This is a genomic window from Psychrobacter halodurans (assembly GCF_017498075.1).
In the GTDB taxonomy this organism is placed as follows: Bacteria; Pseudomonadota; Gammaproteobacteria; order Pseudomonadales; family Moraxellaceae; genus Psychrobacter; species Psychrobacter celer.
Genome location: NZ_JAGBKN010000022.1, coordinates 1 through 25,282, shown reverse-complemented (window position 1 = coordinate 25,282; position 25,282 = coordinate 1). Strand labels below are relative to the sequence as shown.

The window sequence follows — 25,282 nt, the reverse complement described above, 5'->3', positions numbered from 1 at the left end:
TTTAATCGCCATCGGTACTATTAAAGCCCACACGGATACCGAGTGTCGGTATCAGCTGGCGCTTGATAATACGGGTAATGGAGGTTAGATGGTCATACAATTCTTGCTGCGTTGCTTTATCAGCCGTGGCGATATCCTCTGGCATCTGCGCCAATAGCGTGGTGGCATCTGCTAAGGCAGTCGATAGCGTATCAGCGACGTTGTTTTCATTATTACTGCCAAGGATAGCCGTCAGGACAGGGTCGGTCAGCGCCTCATTTAACGTGGCTAATTTGGCATTGATAATGGCGCGGCTTTGGCCAGCAGTGGCGGCTGGCACATGACCTTTGGCTTTGCCGGTCAGTCCCAAAGACTGATCAATGGCGTTCGACTTCATGGTCTCAACCAACGACAATAACGAATTGAACCATTGGTTTAAGCCCTGATCGCTATCAGCTGTTTTATCAATCGCCAACAGCGTTGTCGCGTTTTTTTGCCAGTCTTTTTCGATGTTTTGTAGGCGCGTACTCAAGGCGTCACTGGCACTTATCACATAAGCACACTGCCCCGCATCCAAGCTATTATTGGCGTACAGGGCTTCTTCTAGTCCTGGCACCCCTTGTACGATAGCACTCTCATCAGCGAGCTGCTCTGCGGTGAGCTTTGGATTGGTTGCGATCAAATCAGCCACACCGCTATGCACCAGCCCGCGCTCATCAGGATAGTAGTTGATATATAGGTTGCTCATGCTAGCGGTGGCAGGCCCAAAGTTGATCATCTCAGCGCGCGCCCACGCTTGTGCCAGCACCAGCCACTGATCCCGCAGCGCTTGCAGCTCATCACCGCTGACGGCGTCTGACTGACAGTGCTTTTGTGCCAGCTCATGCAGCAGCTCGCTTTGGCGCGCTGCATCGGCATAGGCAGGAATGACGAGATCATCTGCCACATGGGTCAGATAAGTCTTTTCTGTCTCAGCGCTGATATCGACAGCAGCGATACGCTCTGTCCTGTTATTTTTATCATCTACAGACGGCGTAGCGGCGCTATCTTGCGTGACTTCTTGACCCTCAGAGTCTGGCGCTTTGTTTTCATCTGCAGGTTTGACGCAGCTGATCAGCAGGCCCGCACTCAAAGCAGACAGTGCCATTGCTACAGCAGGGTTTATTTTCATAAGTTTCTCGGTATTTGTATGAGTGATTTTATCAATTGTTTATTGGTCGTTTGCTAAGAGCGCCCCCTTTGCCCCCAAGCCTTTTGTCACGCAATTTATAGCGACTGCAAGAACGCTGTCAATTCAGCTCGTCCTTGCTTATCTAACTGTAGGACTTTTTGTTTTTGTTTTTCGGCCTCGCCGCCGTGCCATAGTACTGCTTCCATCAAGGTGCGTGCACGACCGTCATGCAAAAACGTCGCTTGCGGATCGACCGTTTGGGCAAGACCAATACCCCATAAAGCCGGCGTTCGCCATTCATAAGAGTTGGCCAAAAACTCTACTTGCGCGTCTTTGGGCGGCAGCTTACCAGCGATCGTCCGATCAGCAAGCTCGTCACCCATATCATGCAATAGCAAATCAGTATAAGGATAAATCACTTGTCCGTGCTGCTCAAGATGGTCATCGTCGGTTTTTGGCAACTGATAGCGCGGGGTATGACAACTTTGGCAGCCCATATCATAAAAGCGTTTTTTGCCAGCAAGTACCAGCTTATCCTCGGCATTGCGGCGATGCGGGACAGCCAGATTGCGCGTATAAAACTCCACAAACTTGGCCACCTCGTCATTGACCTCCACCGGCGGCTTACCACCGCCTTGCTCATCAGCGCCCGTAGTTGCATTGACACACGCCGTTTGCGCAGGCATGCAGGACTCATGAGGACGGATGTTTGAGGTCAGCCCCATGTCTTCATTAAAGGCACTTTGGTTTTGTGTCAAAAGCTTGGTTTGTCCTGCTTTCCAGCCAAAGCGTCCCAACGCGGTTTTGCCCGTCTGTGGATCCATGACCCAGTTAAACTTACCACTGATATCAGCGCTGTCATTATCGACGGCTTGTTTTTTGATATCGTCATCAGGTATTTGTTCCAACAGCCCAAGCCCAATCATCGGCAAGGCCACGCGCGGCGATACCATCATCTCATCATCAAACGCGCCATAGCCTGGGCTAGTCAGATGAAAGGTGGGCGCGCGCAGGGTTTCGACGTGACCATCAGCGAAAGTGACGGGCTTGTCTGTCCACTGCACCGCGATTCTTGCTTCAGCAGGTACGCCCTGAATACCGCGATCTTGTAGCTGGCCGCCATACATCGGATGCACGACTTTTTCGATTAGCGAGTTTTGCAGCTGCGCTCGCTCCTCATCGGTGGTCGCTGGCATCGCCAAACGAATCAGCAAGCTATCGGCATCGTCCTCACTACTCATCGGTGCGTGACCACGGCCATCTTTGATATGGCACGATTGACAAGCCGCGACGTTAAACAATGCCCCAAGACCATCACGGCTATCGGTACTGGCAGGTGCGACCACCCACGGCTGACGAAAAAACGCATTACCAATAAAAAAACTGCCCTTACGCGAGGCCGACAGATTGGACGAGGGTTTGGAGTAACTCTCGCTACTGGTAATGCTAATGCCCGTGTCGCCGCCTTGTTTGATCTCTTGCGGGTCAAATGTCACCAGCTGCTGCATCGGCACGCCAGCCAGCGATTCCACGGTTTGCGTACGTTTGGGCGTCAAAGCGGACGCGCCTTCACCACTTGCAACGGCAGTGTCATTGGTGTTTTTATTGATCGATGCGCTGTCTGACGTGCTATCCGTGGGCTGACAAGCGCTGATGGCGATTGCACCTACGACGGTAAGCGCAAGTTTAAACGATGTACCTTGTAAGCTTGAAGAAAAGAAAGGGAAAGCAGAGGACTTGGTATGAATGGAGCTCATAGGAGTTGCCTTAGTTCTCAAGTAGAACCATTAAAATGGCTGGCTATAACAGTATTTTTTCTTATCAATATAACGGTATAAAAATACATCGACGCTATAAATCAACGCCTGACCTATTTTATTGCACGTAAAAATACGTTGCTAACGGTCGTTAACAACGCATGTATTATATATAACTTGCACTTTTACAAACATATCTTTCGTCAGCTTTTCATGACTTGTAAAACATAATCGACATCATGAAATTATTCGATGTGAGAGAAGTCAATCGCCTAAAACTGTGAGCCAGCGTCCGCGTCTAAGTTATCGATACCGACTGCTTTTGCCGCATTTTCGATACCATCTGTCAGCGCTTGCAGACTTGTGATACCCGCCTCGATCCAGCCGCGGCGTTTGTTTTGCTCTTCTGCTGAGATGTCATGCTTGCTCGCTTGACCGACTGTTGCAATCATCTGATCGACCTTGATGCCTTCTTTTTCGCCTTTTTCTACGATGACATTAAAGGCGTCTTCGACCTTTTTGAAGTCAGCAGTCAGCTTATCAGCCGCTTCTTTATGACCACTATCGATCAGATAGTTTTTGACACCGTAGCCACCGATGGTTTTGCCAGCGACAGTCTTATAGCTGCCATTAAAGACATTTTGGATGCCGCGTGCGTTATTGGCATAGCTTAGGTGAGTTAAGTCACTAAAGCACTCGTGCTCATCTTCAGTAGAGCCCGTCACAAACGCGACCTGCATGCGCTCAGAGGCCAGCTCACCTAAGGCCAAGCTGCCCATTTGATACATGATTTGACGTAGGCCATTGTCGTATTTACGCGCCATCAGATCGCTACGTAGAGTGTTTTCGCTCTCAGGCTGCCACTCGGCTTCCATCGCTGTGAGGTCGTCTACCAGCAACTGCGCTGCCGCTTTTAAGAACTCGCCGCGACGCTCACAGATACTGGCGTCTTCATTGACCGTATCACCGCTGGTACATTGCCCAGCTTCGGTGACATAGTCAGTCACAGGGCGCTCGCCTGCCCCTGCGCTGACGCCGTTGGTGTCTTGGCCCCATAGCATAAACTCAATCGCATGATAGCCTGTGGTGACATTGGCTTCACTACCGCCGATCTCATTCATATCTGCCAGTAGCTCAGGTGTAATACTGCTGGTGTCTTGTTTGATACTACCGACCGTGATGCTGTCGCTATTGATGATATTGTCTTGGCTGTTGTACTCGCCTTCGTAACTATCGCTGACATAGTCGATCAAAGCTTCATCAAGTGGCCACGCATTGACCTGACCTTCCCAGCCATCGACGCTACCGATGGCGCGCTTATCATTGGCCGTCACAAACCCTTCATCAAAACGGAAAACCTCTGTCTGAGAGTATGGCTGACGCGCCGTTTTGTAAGCTGCTTTTGCCGCCTCTAGATTGGCCTCGGTGGGCGTGTCTACATAAGTTTCTACCGCTTTTTGTAGCGCTTTAGCCGTCTCAAGTGAGTCTTTGTAGGCGGCATGAGCCATATTGGCATAGCTGATTACCAGTCTGTCAGTATGTGCCTGATCGGTCGCCGATAGCTCGCCGCTGTCCGCTGACTCTGCGCTTTGTACTTCTGTTTGACCCTCTGCACTTGTCTCAGCATTTTCGTCGGTTTGTTTGGTACAACCCGACACCATTAATAACCCTGCCAGCGCAGCAGCCAAAGCGGTGGGGAAAATCTTACGGCTCGTTCCTGTGGTAATCGTCATACATATCCTCAAAGATATTACAAAAGAAAAATCGTCGTCAGTGTCACAGCGCATACTGACTTTATCCATATATCATAATGTAGATAAAGTCAGTATCAGTTATTGCGCTTATGTTACGGCACTTATCTAAAACCTCTATGAATTATAGGGTTATTGATAATCATTATCAATATTTAATTTTACATCAGCATTCACGGCGATGGCGATAGTCTGATATTAGGCATAAAAAAAGCCAGCAATTCGCTGACTCTTTTATGATCGATCTACTTATTATAATTATTTACTTATCGATAGAACGATAAATTAGTTAACGCTCTGTGGCGAGTTGATGGTCAACTCAACGCGGCGGTTTTGCTGGCGACCATAGTCGGTGCTGTTGTCCGCAACTGGGCGGGACTCGCCGTAAGCCACTACATTGATACGGTTAGAAGACACACCGCGTGCTGTTAGGTAGTTGGCTACTGAATAAGCGCGGTCACGTGATAGACCCATGTTATAAGAGGCTGAACCGCGGCTGTCTGTATGACCTGCGATGTTTACCGTGGTCTTGTTGTACTGGTTCATGGTAGAAGCCAGCTTATCAAGTGTGGGCTTGAAAGATGAGCTTAGGGTCGCATCATCAAAAGCAAAGGTGATGTTACCTGGCATGACAAGGTCGATGTTGCCTGTATTTGGGTTTTGCTCAACCGTTACGCCTGTACCTGCCATTTGCTGCTCAAGCTGCTTGGCTTGACGCTCCATGTAGTAACCGACGCCAGCACCCAATGCAGCACCGATAGCCGCATCACGGCCAGTCTTATCGCCGCCAGTCGCTTTCGATACTACCGCGCCGCCCGCTGCACCCGCTAGCGTACCTAGAGCGGTTTTGTTTAGACGCTGTTGTCCAGTGTTAGGGTCAGTGGTACAACCGCTTAATGCTAAGCCTGAAGCCACTGCCGCAATCATTAATTTGTTACGCATAATATTTCCTCTTAAGTTTAAACCATTAAAATGACAAATAAATTGTGCTTTTTATAAAGATTTTTCCATTAATCTTATTTAGGTGCTTGTATACACTCATCATCATTATGGCAATTACAATCTCATTATGTGTAATATTTTGTCACACCTATGTATGAAAAGTGCAGAATATACTATTAAAAAAGACAGGACTTTGTGCGGTTTTCTTCTGTTACGATATCTTTTACTCATGAGCCCTGATAATCATAAAAAAATTCTTTACCCACAAAATCACTTGCTCTCACGCCGACTATCAGTCTCATCTCAAAACTTGTTATCGCAAGTCACGTTTACACTCGTACACTATGAGTGCTTTCTGCTAAAATCACTTCGTATATGAACTTACTTCACCATACCTTTTGTCTTAAGCGGTGGACCATAAATATCCCAACAATACCGATTGAAAAGGATTTAGCATGCGACTGACATCTACTATCAAAAAAATACATAAGCGCAGCCCAAAGCTCGGAAAAGCGGTCTCGCTTGCGACGGCGACAGGCGTCATTGCAGCCAACAGCTTCGTTGGTAGTATTCCTTTATGGTTAATGGGCGTGGGCAAAATCATCACCGGCGCGCCGATCGCCGATAAAACCGTCATCAAAATCACCAACCACTGGATCAGTAGCAATAATGCCTTGATTGATAACATGTTGCCGCGTAAAGACTGGCGGATCAGCCTGCCCGACGACGTCAATACTGAGGGCAAATATCTGCTCATTAGCAACCATCAGTCTTGGGTCGATACCAGCATTGTCCAATACATCAGCGAAAAACGCTTGCCGCTCACACGGTTTTTTACCAAGTTTGAGCTGATTTATATCCCAATCGTGGGTCAGGCGTTTTACTTTTTAGACTTCCCAATGATGCGCCGACACTCAAAAGAAGCAGTGGCAAAAAACCCCGCCCTAAAAGGCCAAGATATCGAGGAAGCCAAACGTGCCTGCGCGTTGTTAAAAGACAAGCCCTTCACGTTGTTAAATTACCTAGAGGGCACGCGCTTTACCCAAGCCAAACACGAACAGCAAAAATCTCCTTATACACATTTGCTCAAACCACGCGCAGGCGGACTCTCTTTAGCCATCAATGCACTGGGCAGTGAGATGGATGGCCTGCTAGATATGACCATCGTGTATCCTGATGGCGTCCCTACCTACAGCGATCTGTGGAAAGGCAATATCAAACGCTTAGGCGTTGACGTCAGATACCTAGACATCCCAGCTGAGCTGTTTGCTGGGATTAAACGCGGCGGCTACGAAAACGATGAGCAAGTAAAAGCACAAATGTTTGCGTGGATTGAGCAAGTTTGGCGCGACAAAGATCAGCGCATCAGCGACATGTTAGCAGATTTTGAGCACAACCCTGCCGCTGACCATACTTCATAATACTTGAGTACTTCATAATACTTGAATGCTGCATGATGGCTAAATAGCAGCCAAATCACTGGTGGCTGGTCTTGCGCGGTGAGCCACGCTATCGGCATTCACGTATCGTTTTTATTGCAAGCGACCGATATCATAAAAGATGGGTTGTTTTTTAGTCCTATTCATTGATAATGTGAGTCATGATCCGCTGATGGTGTGATGATGGTGAGGATGTATGTATCGTACGCCGTCTATCTCACTTATGCTTTGTACCATTTATCATTTTATCATTAATAAGGTCTGACTGTGCCCGTCTCATCTACTCCTAGCTCGCAGCTGAACACAGCCCCTGTGCCCAATCAGTCAACTCGGCTACCTGATCATCCGCCGCCCAGTCGCCCCAATCGGCCGAAGCCAAACCGCGCAAAGCTGGCTTATGATATTGTGATGATCGTGGCCATCAGTATTGATCTGTTGCTGATCAGTATCGATGCGATTTTGATGAGCAATTTTAGCAGTCATGTCGCAGAGTGGCTGCGCATCAGTGAGGCGCTGCTTTGGTATCAAAACACCTTACACGACCCCTTGCGTACCGCTGGTGGCTTTTTTACGATATTTTTGATTGCAGAGCTGTTGCTACGCTGGGCGATTGCAATCAAAGACAACGTATATTATCGCTGGTTCTTTTTTCCTTTTGTGCATTGGTATGAAGTGCTTGGCTGTTTTCCGCAGCTGCGCGCGCTGCGCTTGTTTCGTGCTGTCATCATTGGTCGCCGTCTGTATCAGCTTGGCTATCAAGTACTGCCGCAGCCTTGGATCAATCGCATCAAGTTTTATATTGACCTCTTATTAGAAGAGCTGTCTGATCGCGTGATACTGACTACCATCCAAAACTTTCGGCAGCAGCTGACCAATCCTGAAACACACAAATCCTTTATCGAGTCCACGATAGCACGCAATCGTCGTGAGATAGAAGCTGCGGTACTCTCCGTCCTGCGCACAGAGCTGGTGCCCAAACTACAGGCACTAACTGCAGCCTCAGGCGGCGGCAGCATTCTCGCCCGTGAGATGGGCGGCGCTATAGAAGAAGGCTTGGCCAATACGCCTGAGCTGCGTCGTTATCTGCGCATGATACCCATCGCTGGCAGCCTGATTGAGTCACAGCTACAGCATGTCGGGCACAATATTGGGGAAAACGTCGTGTACGCCCTAAATAAACGTCTGCTAGACCCTGAGCGCTTAGATGAGTTGATGGTGGCCATTGCCAGTGGTATTGCGCAAATAGACACCGACAACAGCGCGCTGGACACTTTAGTCTCTAGTATCATCGACGACAGTTTGACGGAGTTTGAAGCACAGGTAAAAGTACAGCAGTGGAAACATCAAGACATGCTCAACCTTTGAGCGATACATTTGACCATCAGCCCAATGCCAGATAACGACTGGTATCACACAGCATCACTGAGTCATACAGCGTATGACACGACAATACATAGTACGGTAAAGACAGCGACAAGATTATCTCTTGAGGATTGATATATGACAGTTTTAGATAATGGCACCCAAGGCCCAAGCGCCGCACCAGCGTTGGCGTTTTATGGCAAGATGCTGACCTTTTCGCGTTTGCAGTTTGGCACAGATGATCTCAGTGCTATCGACGCTCAGCTTGCAGCCACACTCAGCGGTAAATCAAGCAATATCCCAGTCCTTATCGATAGCGAGGTCGAGCAGGATCTCTCTGCTTTGGTAGAGCTGCTATGGTCGTGGGGACTACAGCCCATCGGTGTCGTCACAGGTTTGCTAGACGCACAGGCGCGTGAGCTGCGTTTGGCCATTTTTCCTGCTGATGGCAAGCGTATTGAGCGCATTTTACCGACCAAAAAACCAGCGACCCAGCGTCAGCAAGTCACCGCAGACCAACCTGCTGAATCAAGCGCGGCCAGCAGTCCAGAAGACAACGCCGCGACAGATAGCACCGCTACCACTGAGACAACGCTCGCTGATGTTGCCGCTGAGACATTGGTCAGCGCTGAGCAAATCACCAGCCTTATTTATGACCAAATGCTACGCTCAGGCCAAAGCCTCAATCATGTGGGCGGCGATTTGATTTTGACCAATAGCGTCAATAGCGGCGCTGAAGCCATCACTGACAACAGCCTACACGTATATGGGCGTGCGCAAGGCCGTCTGGTAGCAGGTGCCACCGGCGACAAAGACGCGCGTATCTTCTGTCAAGTCTTTAACCCCTCATTGGTATCGGTCGCTGGCACTTACTGCCTGCGCGACAACCTACCTGAGCACGTGATCGACAAATCAGTACAAGTGCGGTTTGTCGAAGGAGAAGGTTTAGTATTTACAGTCATGGATGATGTATAGCGCTAGTAGACAAAAATGCCAGCCGCAATACCAGCAGCTCTGGCTTGTAAACGTCTGTGCAAATAAAAACATGGCTGGCGACAAATAATGCTACGATATTGGCAGTCTCGCTATAGATAATGACCGCTTTAATAGTACTGTAAGTTTATTTAACAAAACTGCTCTATGATGAATTGCTGGCTCTGCCACTATTTACCCTATTCATCAGCGCTCGCTATATCATCTATTAAGGCGTTTATGTTACGCCGGTCTATAGGCTATAGAGAGGTGCCATAGCACGAGTCATACTGGTATTGATGTTGGTATTGAACTCGGTATCGTCGTTTAGATGTAAATACACTGGCATCTGATGGTGTGCAGGGCGACTGATACAGATTGTTTACTGCCGTATAGACTTGCTATAAATTTTTGTTTATTTATGCTAGGCTACTTTCGCAGGTAGTGCTTATATTTACAGTGAACGATATAAGCGTGCGCTATTTTTTATAATAGATATCCCATTGATTCATAGGAGTGTGCCATTGTGGCGAAGATAGTTGTCATCACTTCAGGTAAAGGCGGCGTGGGCAAAACCACGACAAGTGCCTCTTTTGCCGCCGGTTTAGCATTGCGTGGTTATAAGACGGTCGTTATCGATTTTGATGTGGGTCTACGTAATCTAGACTTAATCATGGGTTGCGAAAATCGAATCGTGTACGACTTTGTCGATGTGATCAACGGCAATGCCCGTTTGTCGCAAGCGCTTGTCAAAGACAAACAGCTTGAAAACTTGTATATCCTTCCTGCCAGTCAAACGCGTGATAAAGACGCTTTGACAGATGAGGGCGTGAGCGAGGTCATGTCTGAGCTGTCTAAGCAGTTTGACTATATCATCTGCGACTCGCCTGCTGGTATCGAGCGCGGCGCGCAGCTGGCCATGTATCATGCTGATGAAGCCATCATCGTCACCAACCCTGAGATTTCCTCGGTTCGTGACTCAGATCGCATTATTGGTATTTTACAAAGTCAAACAAAAAAAGTTGCAGAAAACCAAGGCTCTGTCCGCGAGCATTTGGTCATCACGCGCTACAATCCTGAACGTGCAGCAGCAAATGAGATGATGGACATTGACACCATTTCTAATGATATTTTAAAAGTACCACTGCTCGGTGTGGTGCCCGAAAGCCACTCTGTCCTAGAAGCCTCTAACCATGGGGAGCCTGTGATTCATTATGGCGATTCAGTTGCTGGTCAATGTTATGATGACATCGTTGCCCGCTTTTTGGGTGAAGAGCGTCCGCTGCGTCATATCGATGTGAAGAAAAAGAGTCTACTACAGCGCTGGTTTGGGAGTTAATAATGAGTAAGAAAAAAGGATTTTGGAGTAGCCTATTTGGTACTGATGACAGCAGTAGTGCTGGTAGCGCCAACTTAGCCACTGAGCGTCTTAAGGTCATCGTTGCAAGCGAAAACCGCCTAAACAGTCGTCTCACCGTCGATCGCATCGAAAAAATGAAGCGTGAAATACTAGAGGTGGTCAATAAATACGTCAATGGTGTACAGATTGATGATGTCAATATCAATCATCGCTCCGAAGACAGCTTAGACGTCTTAGAAATGAACATCAATTTGCCTGAGCACAAAAGATAAGTCTGGCAGTACAGCGCCTCTTATCAGCGATTTTGTGACGCATACGAAAAAGCCCTAAGCATCTTACTTAGGGCTTTTCTATGTGGCAATCTGACGGATGACTTTTAGCAAGTGATATGACATTACTCATATGAGACGAGCTTCTGTTATACCTCGTTGCGTCAGTCCATCGTCTATGCCATCCACACCGCATGCACTTAGCATTGATGCTCAGTGCGCTTATTTCATACGAGCGAGCAGGTTGTCTTTTTTGACAAACTGATGATACAACGCTGCAGCGATATGTAGCAATGTAAAGCCGATAATCATCGGCCAAATGATATCGGTATGCATGTCATTAAAAAAACGCGCCAAGCTTCTATCTGGTGTGACAAACACCGGAATCTGAAACAAACCAAAAATATCTACCGGTCTGCCACCATATACAGACATCAACAAACCCGCCAACGGCATCGCGATCAATGTGGCATACAAGGCAAAGTGCGACAATTTAGAGACCCACAACTGCCAAGCTGGCATGGGCAGTGCTGGCGGCGCTTTGGTAAAGACACGGTTAATCACCCGCGCAATCATCCAAAACAATAAACTGACCCCAAACGCCTTATGCAAGCCGATATAAAGATTGCTATCGAGGTTTTCGTATAACAATATCAGAAGCCAAGTGATTAGCAATAAAACCGCACTAATCCAATGAAACACGCGACTAGTGACTGACCACTTGGACATATTTGACTGTGTGTTATTCATGAGCTGCTCTATTACCCTTATCGCTATTTATGACAGTGATTGGTTGGCAATGCACACAAGAAAAACGAATAGCCGTAGGTTTGTATCTATTTTAAAACCGATTAACGATACCAACCGAACGCTAGCTGTCCATCTCAACCAACTGATGCGCGATTTTTTCTAAATCAGGCACCACATAAACGGTGTCCTCAATCATCACTGTTTGAAAAAGGTAGGATAGCATACCCTCCGCCGTAAAGCGTCCCTCAGCGTTAATTTTATCCGCGCTGTCAGAGTCGGCAAAATACGCCTGCCTATCTGTATCCTTCACATCAGAGATGCCCACTTGGCGCTGATACAATTGACCTGACGTCTGGAGCGCCATGCGGTGCTCTATGGTGTTACCTTCTAGTATAATTATCTTATCAGGCGTTTGTTCTTGCGTAAGCAGATCAAACACAGGCAATACTTGCTGCTGCCAATAATAGCTGGAGGCGCGATCATGAGTGTCCTCAATGCTCAAAATCAGACCGCTTGGAATAATCCAATCAGGCTGATTAAAAGCGGGAACAAAAGTGACATCCAGCATACCGTGGTTTGTGGTCAGCAAGCTGACTGCTTCAAACGAGTGTCGTAAAATTTGTTTCATACATCGCTCACAGTAAGTTAACGCAAAGAGGCCGTCGCCTTTTCACTAATATAGTCAGTAAGTTTTTGTGCCAATTGGACAGGGCTGCCAATAAAGCCGCAATAACCTGAATCAATGATGGCCTGCGGTTGGCTCGGACAAGCACTCAAGCTTGGCTCTTGTGCCCATAATTGACTGTCATTATCTTGAATAAGATCCAAGTATTGCGAGCCATCATCACCCATACCTGAAAATATGATGTTGATAAGCTCACTGCCGTACACATCGCTGGTGTTTTTTAAAATCTGGCCAATAGCTGGTTTGTATTCACCATCCCAAGGCTGCTCTAGCAGTATCACCCGCCCAGTAGAGTCACAGACTATCTGCTTGTCTATAGGGGCTATCAGACATTGACCAGCTCGCAGACGCTGCGATGAGGTGATGACCTGACAGCGCCACTCGTTGTGGCGATTTAAAATACGTGGCAGCGTACCAATCATGGTTTGGTTAAAATGATGCGCGAGTAAAATACAAATCGGTAGCGTGGGCGATAAGTTATCCAAAAACTCTTTTACCGCGCTCGGCCCACCCATAGAGGCACCCAAAAACACCACATAATGCCAGTCGTTATCAGTATCATCGCTTTTATAGACAGGCGTATGCACCAACACGGGCAATGCCAGCATCTGCGCCAGCTTACGCTTTAGTTTACGCTGCCATTTAGCATACAGCTGCGCTTCATTGAGATAAGGGGCTTGACTAAATCCCACCAGCACGGCGGCAGGTTTGGAAGCAGCCGTCACCGTCGCCATATCATCATCATAGTCGCTATCGATCAGCCAAATGTCTATTTCGGCCTCAAAAAGTGCGGTTTTTTTTTGCAATTGCGCGCGCGATACACAGTCTATTAGTGCAAAACCGCAGCTACGAACTGTGTCTGAAAACGCCATGCGCTGATGATGGTCTTCGGCCACCACCAGCACCTTTATATTTGCTTTTGTCTTCCCTGTTAGTGCCAAAACACCTGCATTATCCTTCATAAGTTAAGCTGACCTCATCGCCCAGCAGTCTCTGGATTTTATTAAGCAGCTGTTTTTCTTGGAACGGTTTGCCCATATAGTCATTTACCCCAATCTCTAAGGCGCGCTGACGATGCTTTTCACCAGTACGCGAGGTGATCATAATGATTGGAATATGCTGTAAGCGCTGGTTGTTTCTGACTTGTGTTGCCACCTCAAAGCCATCCATCCGCGGCATCTCAATATCGAGCAATATCATATCTGGCGTGGTTTCTTGTAGTATTTCGATAGCATCGATACCATCTTTGGCAAGTGCTACATTGAAACCTTGACGCTCTAAGAAGCGAGAGGTCACTTTACGTACCGTGACTGAGTCATCCACCACCAGTACTGTCGGTTTTGACTGAATGCCGCTAGGCTTGGTCACGTTTTTGACTCTTGGGGCATTTCGCATTAGGGCAATCAAGTCCAAAATCGGCATGACCGAGCCATCACCCATGATGGTCGCCGCCGAAACGCCTGAGAGGTTGGATAGCTGCTGTCCCAGTGGTTTGACGACCACTTCAATACGCGAGCCTGCAATCTGATCGACCTGTAAGGCGATGTTTTGTCCCGTGCGGTTTTTGATGATAATCAGGGGTAGGCTAGTGTTGGTATTGACCATCAGCTCGTTGAGCTTATTACCCGAGAGAATCTCGTTGAGATAACGCACGCGGTAATCATTCCCTTCAAACGCTAACGTGGCGTCGTTGGACTGATAATACTCATAAAGTTTTTCTGGGTTGATACGCACCACACGCTCGATCTGCACCAGTGGAATGGCATAGTAGCGATCGGCTGCACGTACGACCAGCGCATCAGACACGGCAACTGTCAGTGGTAAGCGCATGGTAAAGCGTGACCCTTTGCCCAGCTCCGACACCACGGTGACCGCCCCGCCCAACTGGCGAATCTCACTGATCACCACATCCATACCAACGCCGCGGCCTGAGATTTGCGTCACTTGCTTACTGGTACTCAAGCCGGCATTAAAGATATATTGCATGATATCGACATCAGTCAGGCTATCGTCATTGGCATCGATAAGGCCTTGAGAAATGGCTTTGTTGCGTACAGCTTCTACATCGATACCGCGGCCATCATCCGATAACTGAATGACGACCTCACTCCCTTCACGGTGCACCTCTAAAGTGATATGCCCGCTACGCTCTTTGCCTGCTTTGAGTCGAGCCGAGGTGTTTTCGATACCGTGGTCGACAGCGTTACGCAGCATGTGCTCAAGCGGTGAGGTAATCCGCTCCAAAATGGTTCTATCCATCTCATCATCAGCGTTGATAATGGTCAATTCTACAGATTTATTAAGCTCGTTTGCAGTCTGACGGACGACACGCTCCAGACGCGGGGTCAAGCGCGTAAACGGCACCATACGCGAATTCATCAAACCGTCCTGTAGCTCGGTTTGTGTACGTGCCAGCTGCAGCAGCAAGCTTTCGCTATCACGGGTTTTTTCTAATAAAGTGTGGTTAATATCGACCAAATCCGAGGCCGACTCTGACAATGATTTGGACAGCTGATTGAGTGACGAGTACTGATCCATCTCCAACGGGTCAAAGCCTTCATCATTAATCAGCTCGTCATCGATTTGCGACAAGATCTGCGCTTCAAGCTCCGTCTCCATACGGCGCAGCTGATCGGCCAAGCGCTGTACGGTAATGCCCATCTCTTCGATACTGTTGGTCAAGCTGCTCATACCCATATCGATACGAGCACGGTTGATCGCAGACTCACCCGATAGGTTGATCATATGCTCAATCAAGCCACCTGAGATACGAATCATCTCATTGCTGCTGGTGCTCTGCTCTTCCTCATCAGTCTCTGCAAACATCGATGGCATCTGACTGATGTCTTTTTCTAGATATTGTGAATCTTGTGCTTCTTTTGCCAGCAAGATCGCAGTACGCTGTGCTTGCAGCGACTCTTTTGGTACTTGTTTTAGGCCATTAGGGTTTTTACCAAACTGCTGTAGCGCTTCAATCAGTAGCGTCGGCGTTGGCGGGTTGACCTGTAGGCTTAGCATAAATACCGCATCTGCCAGCCAGTCGTGACAAGCAACGATCAATGCCTGAGCTTTTTCGGTTGCAGGACGGCGACGGCTGGCAAAGTTTTTATACGTCGCTTCTAGCTCATAAGCTAGGTCAGCGATGCCGCTGGCGCCGACCATTTTGGCACCACCTGTGATGGTGTGCAGATCACGCTGTAGCGACTGTAACGCCACGGTATCTTCGGCATCTTGTAAAAACACTTGCAAGTGTCGGTTTTGGTTGGTCAGCTCTTCTGCTTCTTCTAAAAACACCGCCAGAAGATCAGGATCAGGTAAGCCATTGGCCCATGATTGCTTGATCATGGTATCTAAGCTGACCGTGTCTGCTACTTCATGGCTCTGCTGGGTATTGTCAGCCTGTGCTTGGGTGTCGGCGTCGAAGTGGTTGGTTGGTGCTGGTATGATCAGCTCAACCACCGCTGGCAATGTGTCTACTTTTTCAAACTGTTGTAACTGTTCAATCAGTTCTGTAGCAAAAAACGACTGCTGATGGCGAACGATATGCATGACTTGCAATGACATGGTGTCCTGCACCATTTGCATAATCTTTAGCCACTGTGCGGTTGGTGTTTTCCTGTTTTCTACAAAGGCTTCATAAATGCTCTCCGCCTCGTGGGTCAGGTCGCCAATACTGCTAATACCCGCCATTCTTGCGCCACCTTTGATGGTGTGTAGGTGACGCTGCAATACTTTAAGCGCGTTGATATTGGTGATATCGGCGCGCCACTTATTAAAGCTTTCATCCAGCGCGTCATCTAGCTCTTGCGCTTCTTCTAAGAAGATCTCAAGCAGCTCTACATCGGTATCGATCGGTTCAAGCTGCAGCTCGGGTGCAGCAACCGTGCGAACCATCGACTCAGCATCATCGCCATCATCGAAGCCAGCAAGCGCCTGCAACTCATGTAGCACTTGCGGATCGACTTTTAATGAAGTGCTGCCAGCGAGTGCATCAAACAATCCGACCAATTGCGCGTGGCCAGCGAGTAATACCGCCTGCACCTCTGCTTGTTTTGCCGATTCCGGATGCCGCTGTAGATAAGCATAAGCGTGCGCCAAACCGCCAAGGATAGCAGTGAATTTTGGAAATTCTTGGGCTTTATTGGTGAGGTATTTGATTTGGCGAATTTGCTGCTCTATATAGCGCTGAGCCTGCGAGATATCCCCCTGACTTAGCGCCTCCTCTAGCTCCCACTCAGCGTCTAATAACTTATCAATATTGTCATCCAACAACTGCTCAATCGTTGGCTTATTGTCGGAGGCCGTCTGATCGTCATGGATGAGATACTGCTCACCAAGCATGGCTTGCAATGACGCAATATCTTGCTGGCTTTGGGCATCTTCCACCGAGACATCAGATTGTTGAACGTTTTGCTTATAATTCGTTAGATAGCCATTGATCAGCATAGCTGACCGTGCCAACGCCTCTAAATGCAGCGGCGTCATCGCGGTATCTTGCTGTTGTAGCAACTCTAAACTATGCTCTATCGTCGCACTCACGTCACTGATCGCCGCTAACGCACTAGAGCCTGATGCGCCGCGCAGCGTATGAAAGGCTCGTACAATCTCATCGGTCACCTCAATCTGAGGCTGATCTCGATGCGTGGCAACAAACTGCTCAATGTCTTGTAATAACGCTTCGGCTTCATCGATGAAAATCTCACAGAAGGCTTGCTCTTCTTCGCTCTGCGGCGTCAAAATCACCGGTGCTTCTGCCATCATTTCATTGACAGAGGTAAGCGATTGCAAGGTACTATCTATCTCTATGGTCGCTACAGCGTCCCTTGCGGCACTGTCATGACTGTCATCACCATCTTCATAGTCGCTCGCAGCCTCAATCTCATCGGCATCAGTCTCATCCCACCGCTCTGAAGCTAAGGCCAAGTCGTCTTTGTGAATATCAGACGCAGGCGTACTACCCGTTTGCGCCAGTAAGGCTGGGTAACTAAAGTCCTGAGATTTTTGTTTGCTATAGGCGTTTGCACAGGCAATCCATAACGGTATCAGTGCTGGATACTCTTGACCACCTTGCTCAAAGGTAGCGAGCATCGCTGGGTAAGCGGCTAATACATCAGCCATTAGCTGAGTGATATCTGCTGTCACCCCAATACTGCGATCTAGCACACGATTGAGCATATTTTCAATGGCCCAAGCCAGCTCAGCGCTATAGTTGGCCCCGACCATACGGCCTGAGCCTTTTAGGGTATGGAAGCCGCGGCGAATATCTGTCAAGGCATCTAGGTCAGTAGGAGACATGCGCCAGTTTTCATACAAAGGCACGATTTCGCTCAATACCTCATCGGCCTCTTCGATAAATATCTCTTTAATATCAGGATCTGCATCATTGGCATCGGCTGGTAGCTGCTCAGTATCTAGCATAAAGGGCGCAAGCACTGCTGGAACCTCAAGATCAAACAAAGATACCGTTTCGCCGCGCGCTTCGGTATCGGCTATATCCATACCGATCTCATCAGACGCAGCGGCATCATTACTCTGTGATGCAGCGACGTCAGCTGCCGCGCGCGCTTCATCAGCCAGCATTTCCGTCTCAGTCACTGACTCGGTGTCAAAGATGGCCAATCCAGCGTCGACAGGTTGTCCGGTCAATAGATTACGGCTTTGCAGTATTGTGATAGCAGGATCCACACTTGGCGGCCGTTTGGCTTGAAAGTCGGCGACCAGAGTGGGCAGATGCGTTGTGGTTTGCGTGACCAGTGTTACCACGTCTTCGGTGACGGGCAAGGTTTTGTCCAACAATCGATTCAGCAAGTTTTCGATAGACCAAGCCATCTCACTGATACTAAAAGCCCCCACCATGCGCCCTGAACCTTTTAGAGTATGAAAACCTCTACGCACTTCTGTCAAGGGTGTCAAATCCTGTGAGTCTTGCTGCCAAATAGGCAAAAAGTCTTTTAAATCAGCGATCACTTCTGTGACTTCTTCGATAAATATCTCGCGGATATCGGCATCTGCCTCAAAGCTATCAGGCTGCAGCTGCGTACGAACCTCGGCCAATGCCTCACTATCCTTATGCATAGCGCTGTCATCGTGCACGTTGTCATCACGCACGTTATCATCCTCTGGCGCATCATCGGATGGCTGAGCAGATAGATCATGACTGGCAGGAGCAATCTCACCGCTGTCATCATAGCGCAGCACGTCAGTTGCGGCAGGTGTCTGGGTATGAAAAGTATCACTAACCATCTCTGGTGCCTCAATATAAGCATCAAGCAGTGCTTCTGCTCTGGCCGTATGCTCACTTGCGAGCGTTAATAGTTGTTGGTCAAAAACCTGCTGAGCCAGATAATCTAACAACAGCTCAATTGACGTCAGTGCTTCCGCCAAGGCTTGCGTCACATCCCAGCTCAGCGCATCAATCTCATGCATTTTTAGCTGGCTAAAGATATGCGCAATCTGATCGGTGGTTTGGCATATCGTTGGCAACCCCATATCATCAAAGGCTTGACCGATTTTTGCAAAGTCAGCAGTCGTCGGTAGCAGCTGCACTTCTTGACGTTGTATATACTCATTAAAGTTTTGTTTGACGTCTTCGACAGCGATGCGCAGCTCACGCAGCTCTTCACCCGCCGACACAGCATCAGCACTTGTGACGGGTTGCTCGTTGGCACTGGCAAGTACATCAGAAAAAGGAACAAACGCGGCGGCCTCACCAATCTTTTGCGAGATTACTTGCTCCGTATTGTAAATGGCGCTATATAGCTCTTGCAGCTTTTGTTCAATTTGCCATTGTACTTGGGTCAGCGCCGCCTCAGACGCAAGCGCTTGCTCTATCTCGGTCAGTATTTCTGCCACTTGTGCGGCATAATATGTCCAACCACGCCCCTCCAGCTGGGTTTGTATCTTTTGCAGCGGATATAACAGTGTGGTTGGCTTGTCTAAATGAAAAACCAAAGTCTCAAGCTCACTCAATATACGCGGTAAAAAACGCGACTCTACCGCCGAGCTTTGGGGCAAGTTGCTCAGTAGCGACTGCGTATTGTCACTGCTTTGGTCGAGACCACTTAGCTCGATATAAATATTGGTTATAAGGCTGTTGATGGCACTTGGCACAGGCGGTGTTTGCTGCACAAAAGCGTCAATGATCTGCTCAAGCTCGCTTAACAGAGGGGCATACTGCTGAGGCAACGGAGCGGTATTTTGCGCAAGCTCACTAAACCACAGCTCGGTCAAGTACCAAAGCCGCTGCAAGTCTTCCTCTTGGCTCGTCTGCCGCAGGTATTGGCTGACTTTTTCTAGCGGGGTTAATAACGGCGGCTGATTACTATTAGCACTTAACAGCACCTGTACTTGTTGTCGCCAGACGAGCAATAACTGCTGGTATTGCTGCTCGTCTAGATGCTCGGTGACGTCATCTGTTCGCACAGGTACGGCCAGCTCAAACCCATCCACAGCCGCATCTGTGTCAGTTTTTTGATGCAATTCGCCCTGCTGAATAGCGCTGGATGCCAATGATGACCCACTAGCCGCTCCCAATTGCGTTAGCACCTCAAGCAGTTGCTCCGCGGCAGCCGTGATTGGGGCGACATGGTGACTGCCAATGCGAGCATACTGATTTAGCGCTCGCTGCAACAATCGGTGCGCAAGCTGACCCACGCGGCGCGCCTCGCTAGCTAGGCCATCGCGGCCACCAACTTCTGCTAATGCGCTGAGCTTGTATGCCAGATCAGCCAATGCCGGCAGATTGCTCATGATGAGCGCGCCACCGAGCTGATGATAGGGCGCGACCATGTGCTCATAATTGATGGGATCAGCGTCTAATTGCCAGCCATCCGATACCTGTGATAATTGCTGATTAAACAGAGGGAGCAACCACTCAAGCGTCACTATGTCATTGGGCTGGTTTTTCATAGGGTCATCCTAACTCGTCTAGGCACTAATTTTGCCACTCATGAAGGCACGGGGTTTAAGTGTTGGTCTTTTGCCACACATTAACCTGTGGGTGCGCAATACGGCGCATATTTGCAGGACGCCAAAACAGCGCCTCACCCGGAGCCAATACAATGTATCCACCGGGATCACACTGCGCTGACAGCCGCGCCAAAATATCACGCTGATCAAATTTGCGAAAATACAGCAGCATGTTTTGGCAAATAATCACCTGCTGCAGATGTGGCGTGGGTGGTTGCTGCTCGATAATATTATGTAAAGCAAAGCTTACGTGTGATTGCAGCGTTGGGGCAACTTGCCACGATGTCTGTAGCGCTGTAGCGGGCATCGCGGTATCTGCCAAGCTCGATGTAGGCGTTGGGCGGTTTGCTGATAACGGATACACATACGGCTGACAGTGCTGCGGAATCAAGGCCTGCTGACGTTTGTCATATTGCGCCAACCGTGCTTTTGCCAGTGCTTGTTCACTAACGTCAGTGCCTAATATCGCAAACCTCGTCATCTGCTGCGCCGCCAGACTCATGGCCAGCGACCACGCTTCTTGCCCACCGGCGCAGCCCACACTCCAAATACGAAACAACTTATCTACGCCGCTTATTCCATCAGCGCTTACCCTATCAGCTTTTAAGACTCGGCGCTGATGCTCGGCGGCGCACTGGGTCACAAAATCTATCGAAGGTTGATGTCGAAAAAAACGGCTTTCGTGGATAAGTACTTTGTCCAGCAGCTGTTGACGCAGCGCATTGCTTTTGGGCAGCTGATACCATAGCTGCTTGGCGCTTAAGCCCTGCGACTGGGCGGTATGGTCAATCGCATTTTTTAACCATTTTAGCTGGGCAGCTGGTAGTACAAAGCCCGTTTCATGCTCTATATACCGCTGCCATTGCTGCGCATCAAAATGATCGTTTTGCATTACCGTCTTACCCAGCGCAGCGCTGCTTGCTTTAACAAAGCTGCGGGTTGGTTGATTAAGCTCGTTCACATGACCTGCTATCATTGTTATGCACCGTTACTGCACCTGTTTGCCGACTCAGGCTCTGGCACCAAATACTTATCAGACGCTCTCTGATAAGGCCTCTTCAGACTCTAGCATATCAGCGTCCAACAACTCATCGTCATTTGAGATTTTAAACCCAGTGACAGACTCTTGTAGTGCGGCTGCCATCTCACTCAGCTCACCGATAGAACGCGCGGTCGCCATGGTACCTGATGAGGTCTGTGACGTGATGTCTTGAATGACGTTCATGGTATGTGAGATATGGCCTGCAGATTCAGCTTGCTGCAATGCCGCGTTTGAGATGTTTTGGATCAAATCAGCGAGCGTGTTTGAAACACTTTGCACTTCTTCTAGTGCCTCACCGGCGTCTTTTGCCAGACGTGCACCGCGTACGACTTCAGAGGTCGTTGATTCCATCGAAACGACCGCCTCATTTGTATCTGCCTGAATGGTTTTTACCAGTGTTTCGATCTGCTTGGTCGCATTGGCTGAACGCTCAGCGAGACGCTGAACCTCGTCAGCAACGACCGCAAAGCCTCGGCCTGCCTCACCTGCCATCGACGCCTGAATGGCCGCGTTCAAGGCCAAAACGTTGGTCTGATCGGCAATATCATTAATCAAGCTAACGATATCGCCAATCTCTTGTGACGACTCACCCAAGCGCTTGATACGCTTTGAGGTTTCTTGAATCTGATCACGAATCACGTTCATACCTTCGATAGAGCGCTGTACCACCTCGGCTCCATTATAGGCAATGGCAACTGAGCGCTGGGCCACGGTCGCTGACTCTGAGGCGTTATTCGACACTTGGTCAATCGACACCGTCATCTCATTAATCGCCGCCGACACGCCAGCGATCTCTTGTGCTTGGTGCTCAGAGGCTTCGGCCAGCTCTACAGCGTTCATCTGTGTTTGCTCTGAGGATTGCGAGACGCGCTCAGCGGTACTGTTAATGACCAGTACCAGCTGACGCAGCTGGTCGATGGCAAAGTTTACTGAGTCGGCAATCGCCCCTGTAAAGTCTTCTGATACAGTCGCATTGACGGTCAAGTCCCCTTCTGCCAAATCGCCTAGCTCATCGAGTAGACGCAAAATAGCGATCTGGTTACGCTCATTTTCCTCTTGGATTTGACGAGCACGCTCAGACTCCGCCTCGGCTTCTTGACGGCGACGTAGGGTCTCTTTTTCGATCAAGATACGCTCTGAGCCGCCCCGTTGTTTTAAGATTTTATATAAGGCAAAGAAAATACCTAGCATGCCTATGATCAACACCACCACAGGCAGAATGACCGATTGATTAAAGTCAGAGAAGTACTGACTCACTGACGATACAGAGTTGCCTAGCCAAATCAAACAAGCCACGCTTATCGCCACAAACAGAACCAGCAATAAATTCCATTCACTATAGGCATCTTTGCCATCCGCTGTGGTTTTGGGCGTACCAGCTACAGGTTTTTTTATAACATCACTCATCTTACGTATTCCTTTCAAACAATCGTCAAAGTCTTATCGTGACTGACTTTGACAATCTTATTGTTATCAAAACAATGATCAACAAAGCCTGTATGAATGCTGACATCCAACCGCGTCATGTCAGTCGCTAATCCTCTGTCTTTATGGATGAGACAGATTCTGTATTATCGACAGTTATATTGCCGCATCGCTATACTGCAAATCCTGCGCTAGTAAGCTTGGCATGAAGACATACCAATCTTGCTCATTTTTATAAAACTTACCGTGATTATAAGGCGCAAATGGCGAGCTTGGCTCGATGGCCTCGGCGCGATATTGGTCACTGGTAAACTGTTCGATACCGATCACCTGATCGACGAGCAAACCTGAAAACAGGTTGTCGTGATCGATGACAATGACCTTACGCTGACTCATTTGTGCCACACGGCTAGGTACTTGTAAAAATTGTGACAAATCCGTGAGCGGTAATAAACGACCACGGATATTGGCAATACCTAGCATCCAAGGCTTCACTAAGGGTAAACTGGTATATTCTGGCATGGCCAACACCTCCGATACCTGACCCATTGGTGCCACCAAACGCTGTCCGCCAATCTCAAATACCACACCTTGCCAGTCATATTCTTGCCCACTGCGGCGACCACTTTTGCGCGCGCGTGCCAGATCTGCTAGACGCAGAAGCTCAATAAACCCTTTGGAAGCCACAAGCTACTCCATTACTCGACGAATGATATTGACCAAGCTGCTCTCATCAATCGGTTTGGTCATATACTCTTTAGCGCCTTGACGCTTACCCCACACACGGTCTGTTTCTTGGTTTTTGGTACTGATCATGATCACTGGGATATGGGCGGTGGTTTTGCCGCGAGTGATCTTGCGGGTCGCCTGAAAACCATTCATCTCTGGCATCACCACATCCATCAAAATCACATCTGGCAGATGATCTGCTGCCATCTGACAGCCCTGCTCCCCATTGGTCGCCTCCAACACTTGAAAGTTGTTTTTGGAGAGCATGTCGCGAAATTTCGCCATTTCAGATGGCGAGTCGTCAATGACTAAGACGGTAGTCATAGGATTTTCCTTTATTTACGAAGATATCCATTTGGATATACAAATATATTATAAAGACCAACTGCTAAAGCCTGTGCTCCAAATACTTATGGCCACACGCCTCTCACCGCAGTGGTTACTCGTTGTCAAGCGGCTAGCAACAGCCGTACGTGATATCAAAACCTGCAAAAAATGTCTGCGAAAAACGTCTGTACAAAATATGCCACGCTCAAAGACTGTCTGGCACATTTATTTTGACCCTTTGTCTAGCGATATTGGTTGATCGCGTCAAACAGCTCGTCTTTACTAAATGGCTTGGTCAGATACTCATCAGAGCCCACGATACGGCCGCGTGCTTTATCAAACAAACCGTCTTTAGATGACAACATGATTACAGGCTTGTCGGCATAATCAGGGTTGTTTTTGATCAAAGCACAGGTTTGATAACCATCTAAACGTGGCATCATAATATCCACAAAAATAATATCGGGATTGTTATCGACAATCTTTGCAAGTGCATCAAAGCCATCAATAGCAGTTACAACTTCGCAGCCAGCCTTTTGTAACAAGGTTTCTGCAGTACGGCGAATGGTTTTGGAATCATCAATCACCATCACTTTTAAGCCATCAAAATTATTTTCCATTCTCATTGTCCTATGAACGACTATGGGTTTGTCACGCGATCTATCAACACAGCTGTTAGGGTGTTCTCAATTGATCATTTATTGATTATGGGCTTGAGACGACCCCTGCCATCTATCTATATCGTAGCGGACCTATCTTTTCTTTTATGAGTATCTGGCTTTTATCAGTCCTGAGCAAAAGTAGCCCCGCCATCTGGGTCATGATAGGCAGTTTATGATGGCTGAATCGATTGACGTTGAATCCTACACTCTCTCGACCACTGTGCTTAGCATATCGCCAGATAAAGGTATCTTAATGCATAAAAAACATTAAAGCACTTTGCCACAAACTACCGTCATCCTACTTTTTGATAAAAACAGGGCTAAAAATCCATCAACTTCATGATATTTCTGCATTATATAGAATCAATTCCCATATTGCTGGATAATTTTCGATTGTGATAAAAATGTATCAATATATTTTGTTATGTTTGTTTTAGCACAGTTGTTCATGCATTTCCAGTGATTGACAAATTAATGTTCAGACTGACCAGTCTCCTAGCTAAGAACTTAAAGATCTACCTATAGTCATACTCCAGTCATGCTTCTATCAGCAGGTTGTTGTCAGCTTGTATGGCTTAGCATTTGGCAGTTATGATTGTATAGTGAGTTCAGTATAAAAACGATACAGTGGGACTGGGATAAATTTTACGCAGCCTCTGTCGGCGCAGGCACAGCACGCAAGGAAAATTTAT

At 48.2% G+C, this 25,282-nt stretch carries 17 protein-coding genes and 1 pseudogene; 5 read left to right on the top strand and 13 right to left on the bottom strand.

The window, feature by feature from the left end; all coding sequences use genetic code 11:
* Position 1: 1 nt before the first annotated feature.
* The 4 genes from J3491_RS09690 to J3491_RS09675 form a co-directional block, all read right to left on the bottom strand.
* Complete coding sequence (locus tag J3491_RS09690) at positions 2-1,150, bottom strand: imelysin family protein (protein WP_207970063.1); 1,149 nt, start codon at positions 1,148-1,150, stop codon at positions 2-4.
* Positions 1,151-1,245: 95 nt separating this feature from the next.
* A complete protein-coding gene (locus tag J3491_RS09685; protein WP_207970062.1) occupies positions 1,246-2,907 on the bottom strand; it encodes a di-heme oxidoreductase family protein in 1,662 nt (553 codons plus the stop codon).
* A 272-nt stretch (positions 2,908-3,179) separates the two neighbouring features.
* A complete protein-coding gene (locus J3491_RS09680; RefSeq protein ID WP_207970061.1) occupies positions 3,180-4,640 on the bottom strand; it encodes an imelysin family protein in 1,461 nt (486 codons plus the stop codon).
* A 303-nt stretch (positions 4,641-4,943) separates the two neighbouring features.
* Entirely contained in the window at positions 4,944-5,600 is a 657-nt protein-coding gene (locus J3491_RS09675; RefSeq protein ID WP_075100400.1) for a YiaD family glycine zipper/OmpA-like lipoprotein, read from the bottom strand.
* 455 nt (positions 5,601-6,055) lie between these two features.
* On the opposite strand from J3491_RS09675, the gene J3491_RS09670 reads away from it, so the two are divergent.
* The 5 genes from J3491_RS09670 (at position 6,056) to minE (ending at position 11,005) form a co-directional block, all read left to right on the top strand.
* The gene (locus tag J3491_RS09670; RefSeq protein WP_198335315.1) at positions 6,056-7,021 is read left to right on the top strand and encodes an acyltransferase; all 966 of its coding nucleotides are present in this window, start codon (positions 6,056-6,058) and stop codon (positions 7,019-7,021) included.
* 285 nt (positions 7,022-7,306) lie between these two features.
* On the top strand, positions 7,307-8,404 hold the full coding sequence (locus tag J3491_RS09665; RefSeq protein WP_207970060.1) for a hypothetical protein: 1,098 nt from the start codon (positions 7,307-7,309) through the stop codon (positions 8,402-8,404).
* 135 nt (positions 8,405-8,539) lie between these two features.
* A complete protein-coding gene (gene minC, locus J3491_RS09660) occupies positions 8,540-9,376 on the top strand; it encodes a septum site-determining protein MinC (protein WP_075100397.1) in 837 nt (278 codons plus the stop codon).
* Positions 9,377-9,899: 523 nt separating this feature from the next.
* Positions 9,900-10,712 (top strand): septum site-determining protein MinD, encoded by an 813-nt coding sequence (gene minD / locus J3491_RS09655; RefSeq protein ID WP_075100396.1) that lies wholly within the window; start codon positions 9,900-9,902, stop codon positions 10,710-10,712.
* A gap of 2 nt (positions 10,713-10,714) precedes the next feature.
* Entirely contained in the window at positions 10,715-11,005 is a 291-nt protein-coding gene (gene minE / locus J3491_RS09650) for a cell division topological specificity factor MinE (RefSeq protein ID WP_075100395.1), read from the top strand.
* Positions 11,006-11,224: 219 nt separating this feature from the next.
* On the opposite strand, the gene J3491_RS09645 is transcribed toward minE, so the two are convergent.
* From J3491_RS09645 to pilG, 9 genes and pseudogenes are all read right to left on the bottom strand, one after another.
* Entirely contained in the window at positions 11,225-11,752 is a 528-nt protein-coding gene (locus tag J3491_RS09645) for a cytochrome b (RefSeq protein ID WP_207970059.1), read from the bottom strand.
* A 121-nt stretch (positions 11,753-11,873) separates the two neighbouring features.
* The gene (locus tag J3491_RS09640) at positions 11,874-12,380 is read right to left on the bottom strand and encodes a hypothetical protein (RefSeq protein ID WP_207970058.1); all 507 of its coding nucleotides are present in this window, start codon (positions 12,378-12,380) and stop codon (positions 11,874-11,876) included.
* A gap of 17 nt (positions 12,381-12,397) precedes the next feature.
* The gene (locus J3491_RS09635) at positions 12,398-13,399 is read right to left on the bottom strand and encodes a chemotaxis protein CheB (RefSeq protein ID WP_207970057.1); all 1,002 of its coding nucleotides are present in this window, start codon (positions 13,397-13,399) and stop codon (positions 12,398-12,400) included.
* Entirely contained in the window at positions 13,389-20,345 is a 6,957-nt protein-coding gene (locus J3491_RS09630; RefSeq protein ID WP_207970056.1) for an Hpt domain-containing protein, read from the bottom strand. The genes J3491_RS09635 and J3491_RS09630 overlap by 11 nt, the downstream gene beginning before the upstream one ends.
* Before the next feature lie 55 nt (positions 20,346-20,400).
* Positions 20,401-21,366, bottom strand: coding sequence for a CheR family methyltransferase (locus tag J3491_RS09625; RefSeq protein WP_341534387.1), 966 nt, complete (start codon positions 21,364-21,366; stop codon positions 20,401-20,403).
* Positions 21,367-21,438: 72 nt separating this feature from the next.
* A pseudogene (locus J3491_RS09620) lies at positions 21,439-22,512 on the bottom strand (methyl-accepting chemotaxis protein); the annotation flags it as partial.
* A gap of 516 nt (positions 22,513-23,028) precedes the next feature.
* On the bottom strand, positions 23,029-23,559 hold the full coding sequence (locus J3491_RS09615; protein ID WP_100750037.1) for a chemotaxis protein CheW: 531 nt from the start codon (positions 23,557-23,559) through the stop codon (positions 23,029-23,031).
* Positions 23,560-23,562: 3 nt separating this feature from the next.
* Positions 23,563-23,925 carry a response regulator gene (locus J3491_RS09610; RefSeq protein WP_207970054.1) on the bottom strand — a complete coding sequence of 121 codons (363 nt, stop codon included), beginning with the start codon at positions 23,923-23,925 and terminating at the stop codon, positions 23,563-23,565.
* A 245-nt stretch (positions 23,926-24,170) separates the two neighbouring features.
* On the bottom strand, positions 24,171-24,548 hold the full coding sequence (pilG, locus tag J3491_RS09605) for a twitching motility response regulator PilG (RefSeq protein ID WP_075100386.1): 378 nt from the start codon (positions 24,546-24,548) through the stop codon (positions 24,171-24,173).
* Between the last annotated feature and the right edge of the window lie 734 nt (positions 24,549-25,282).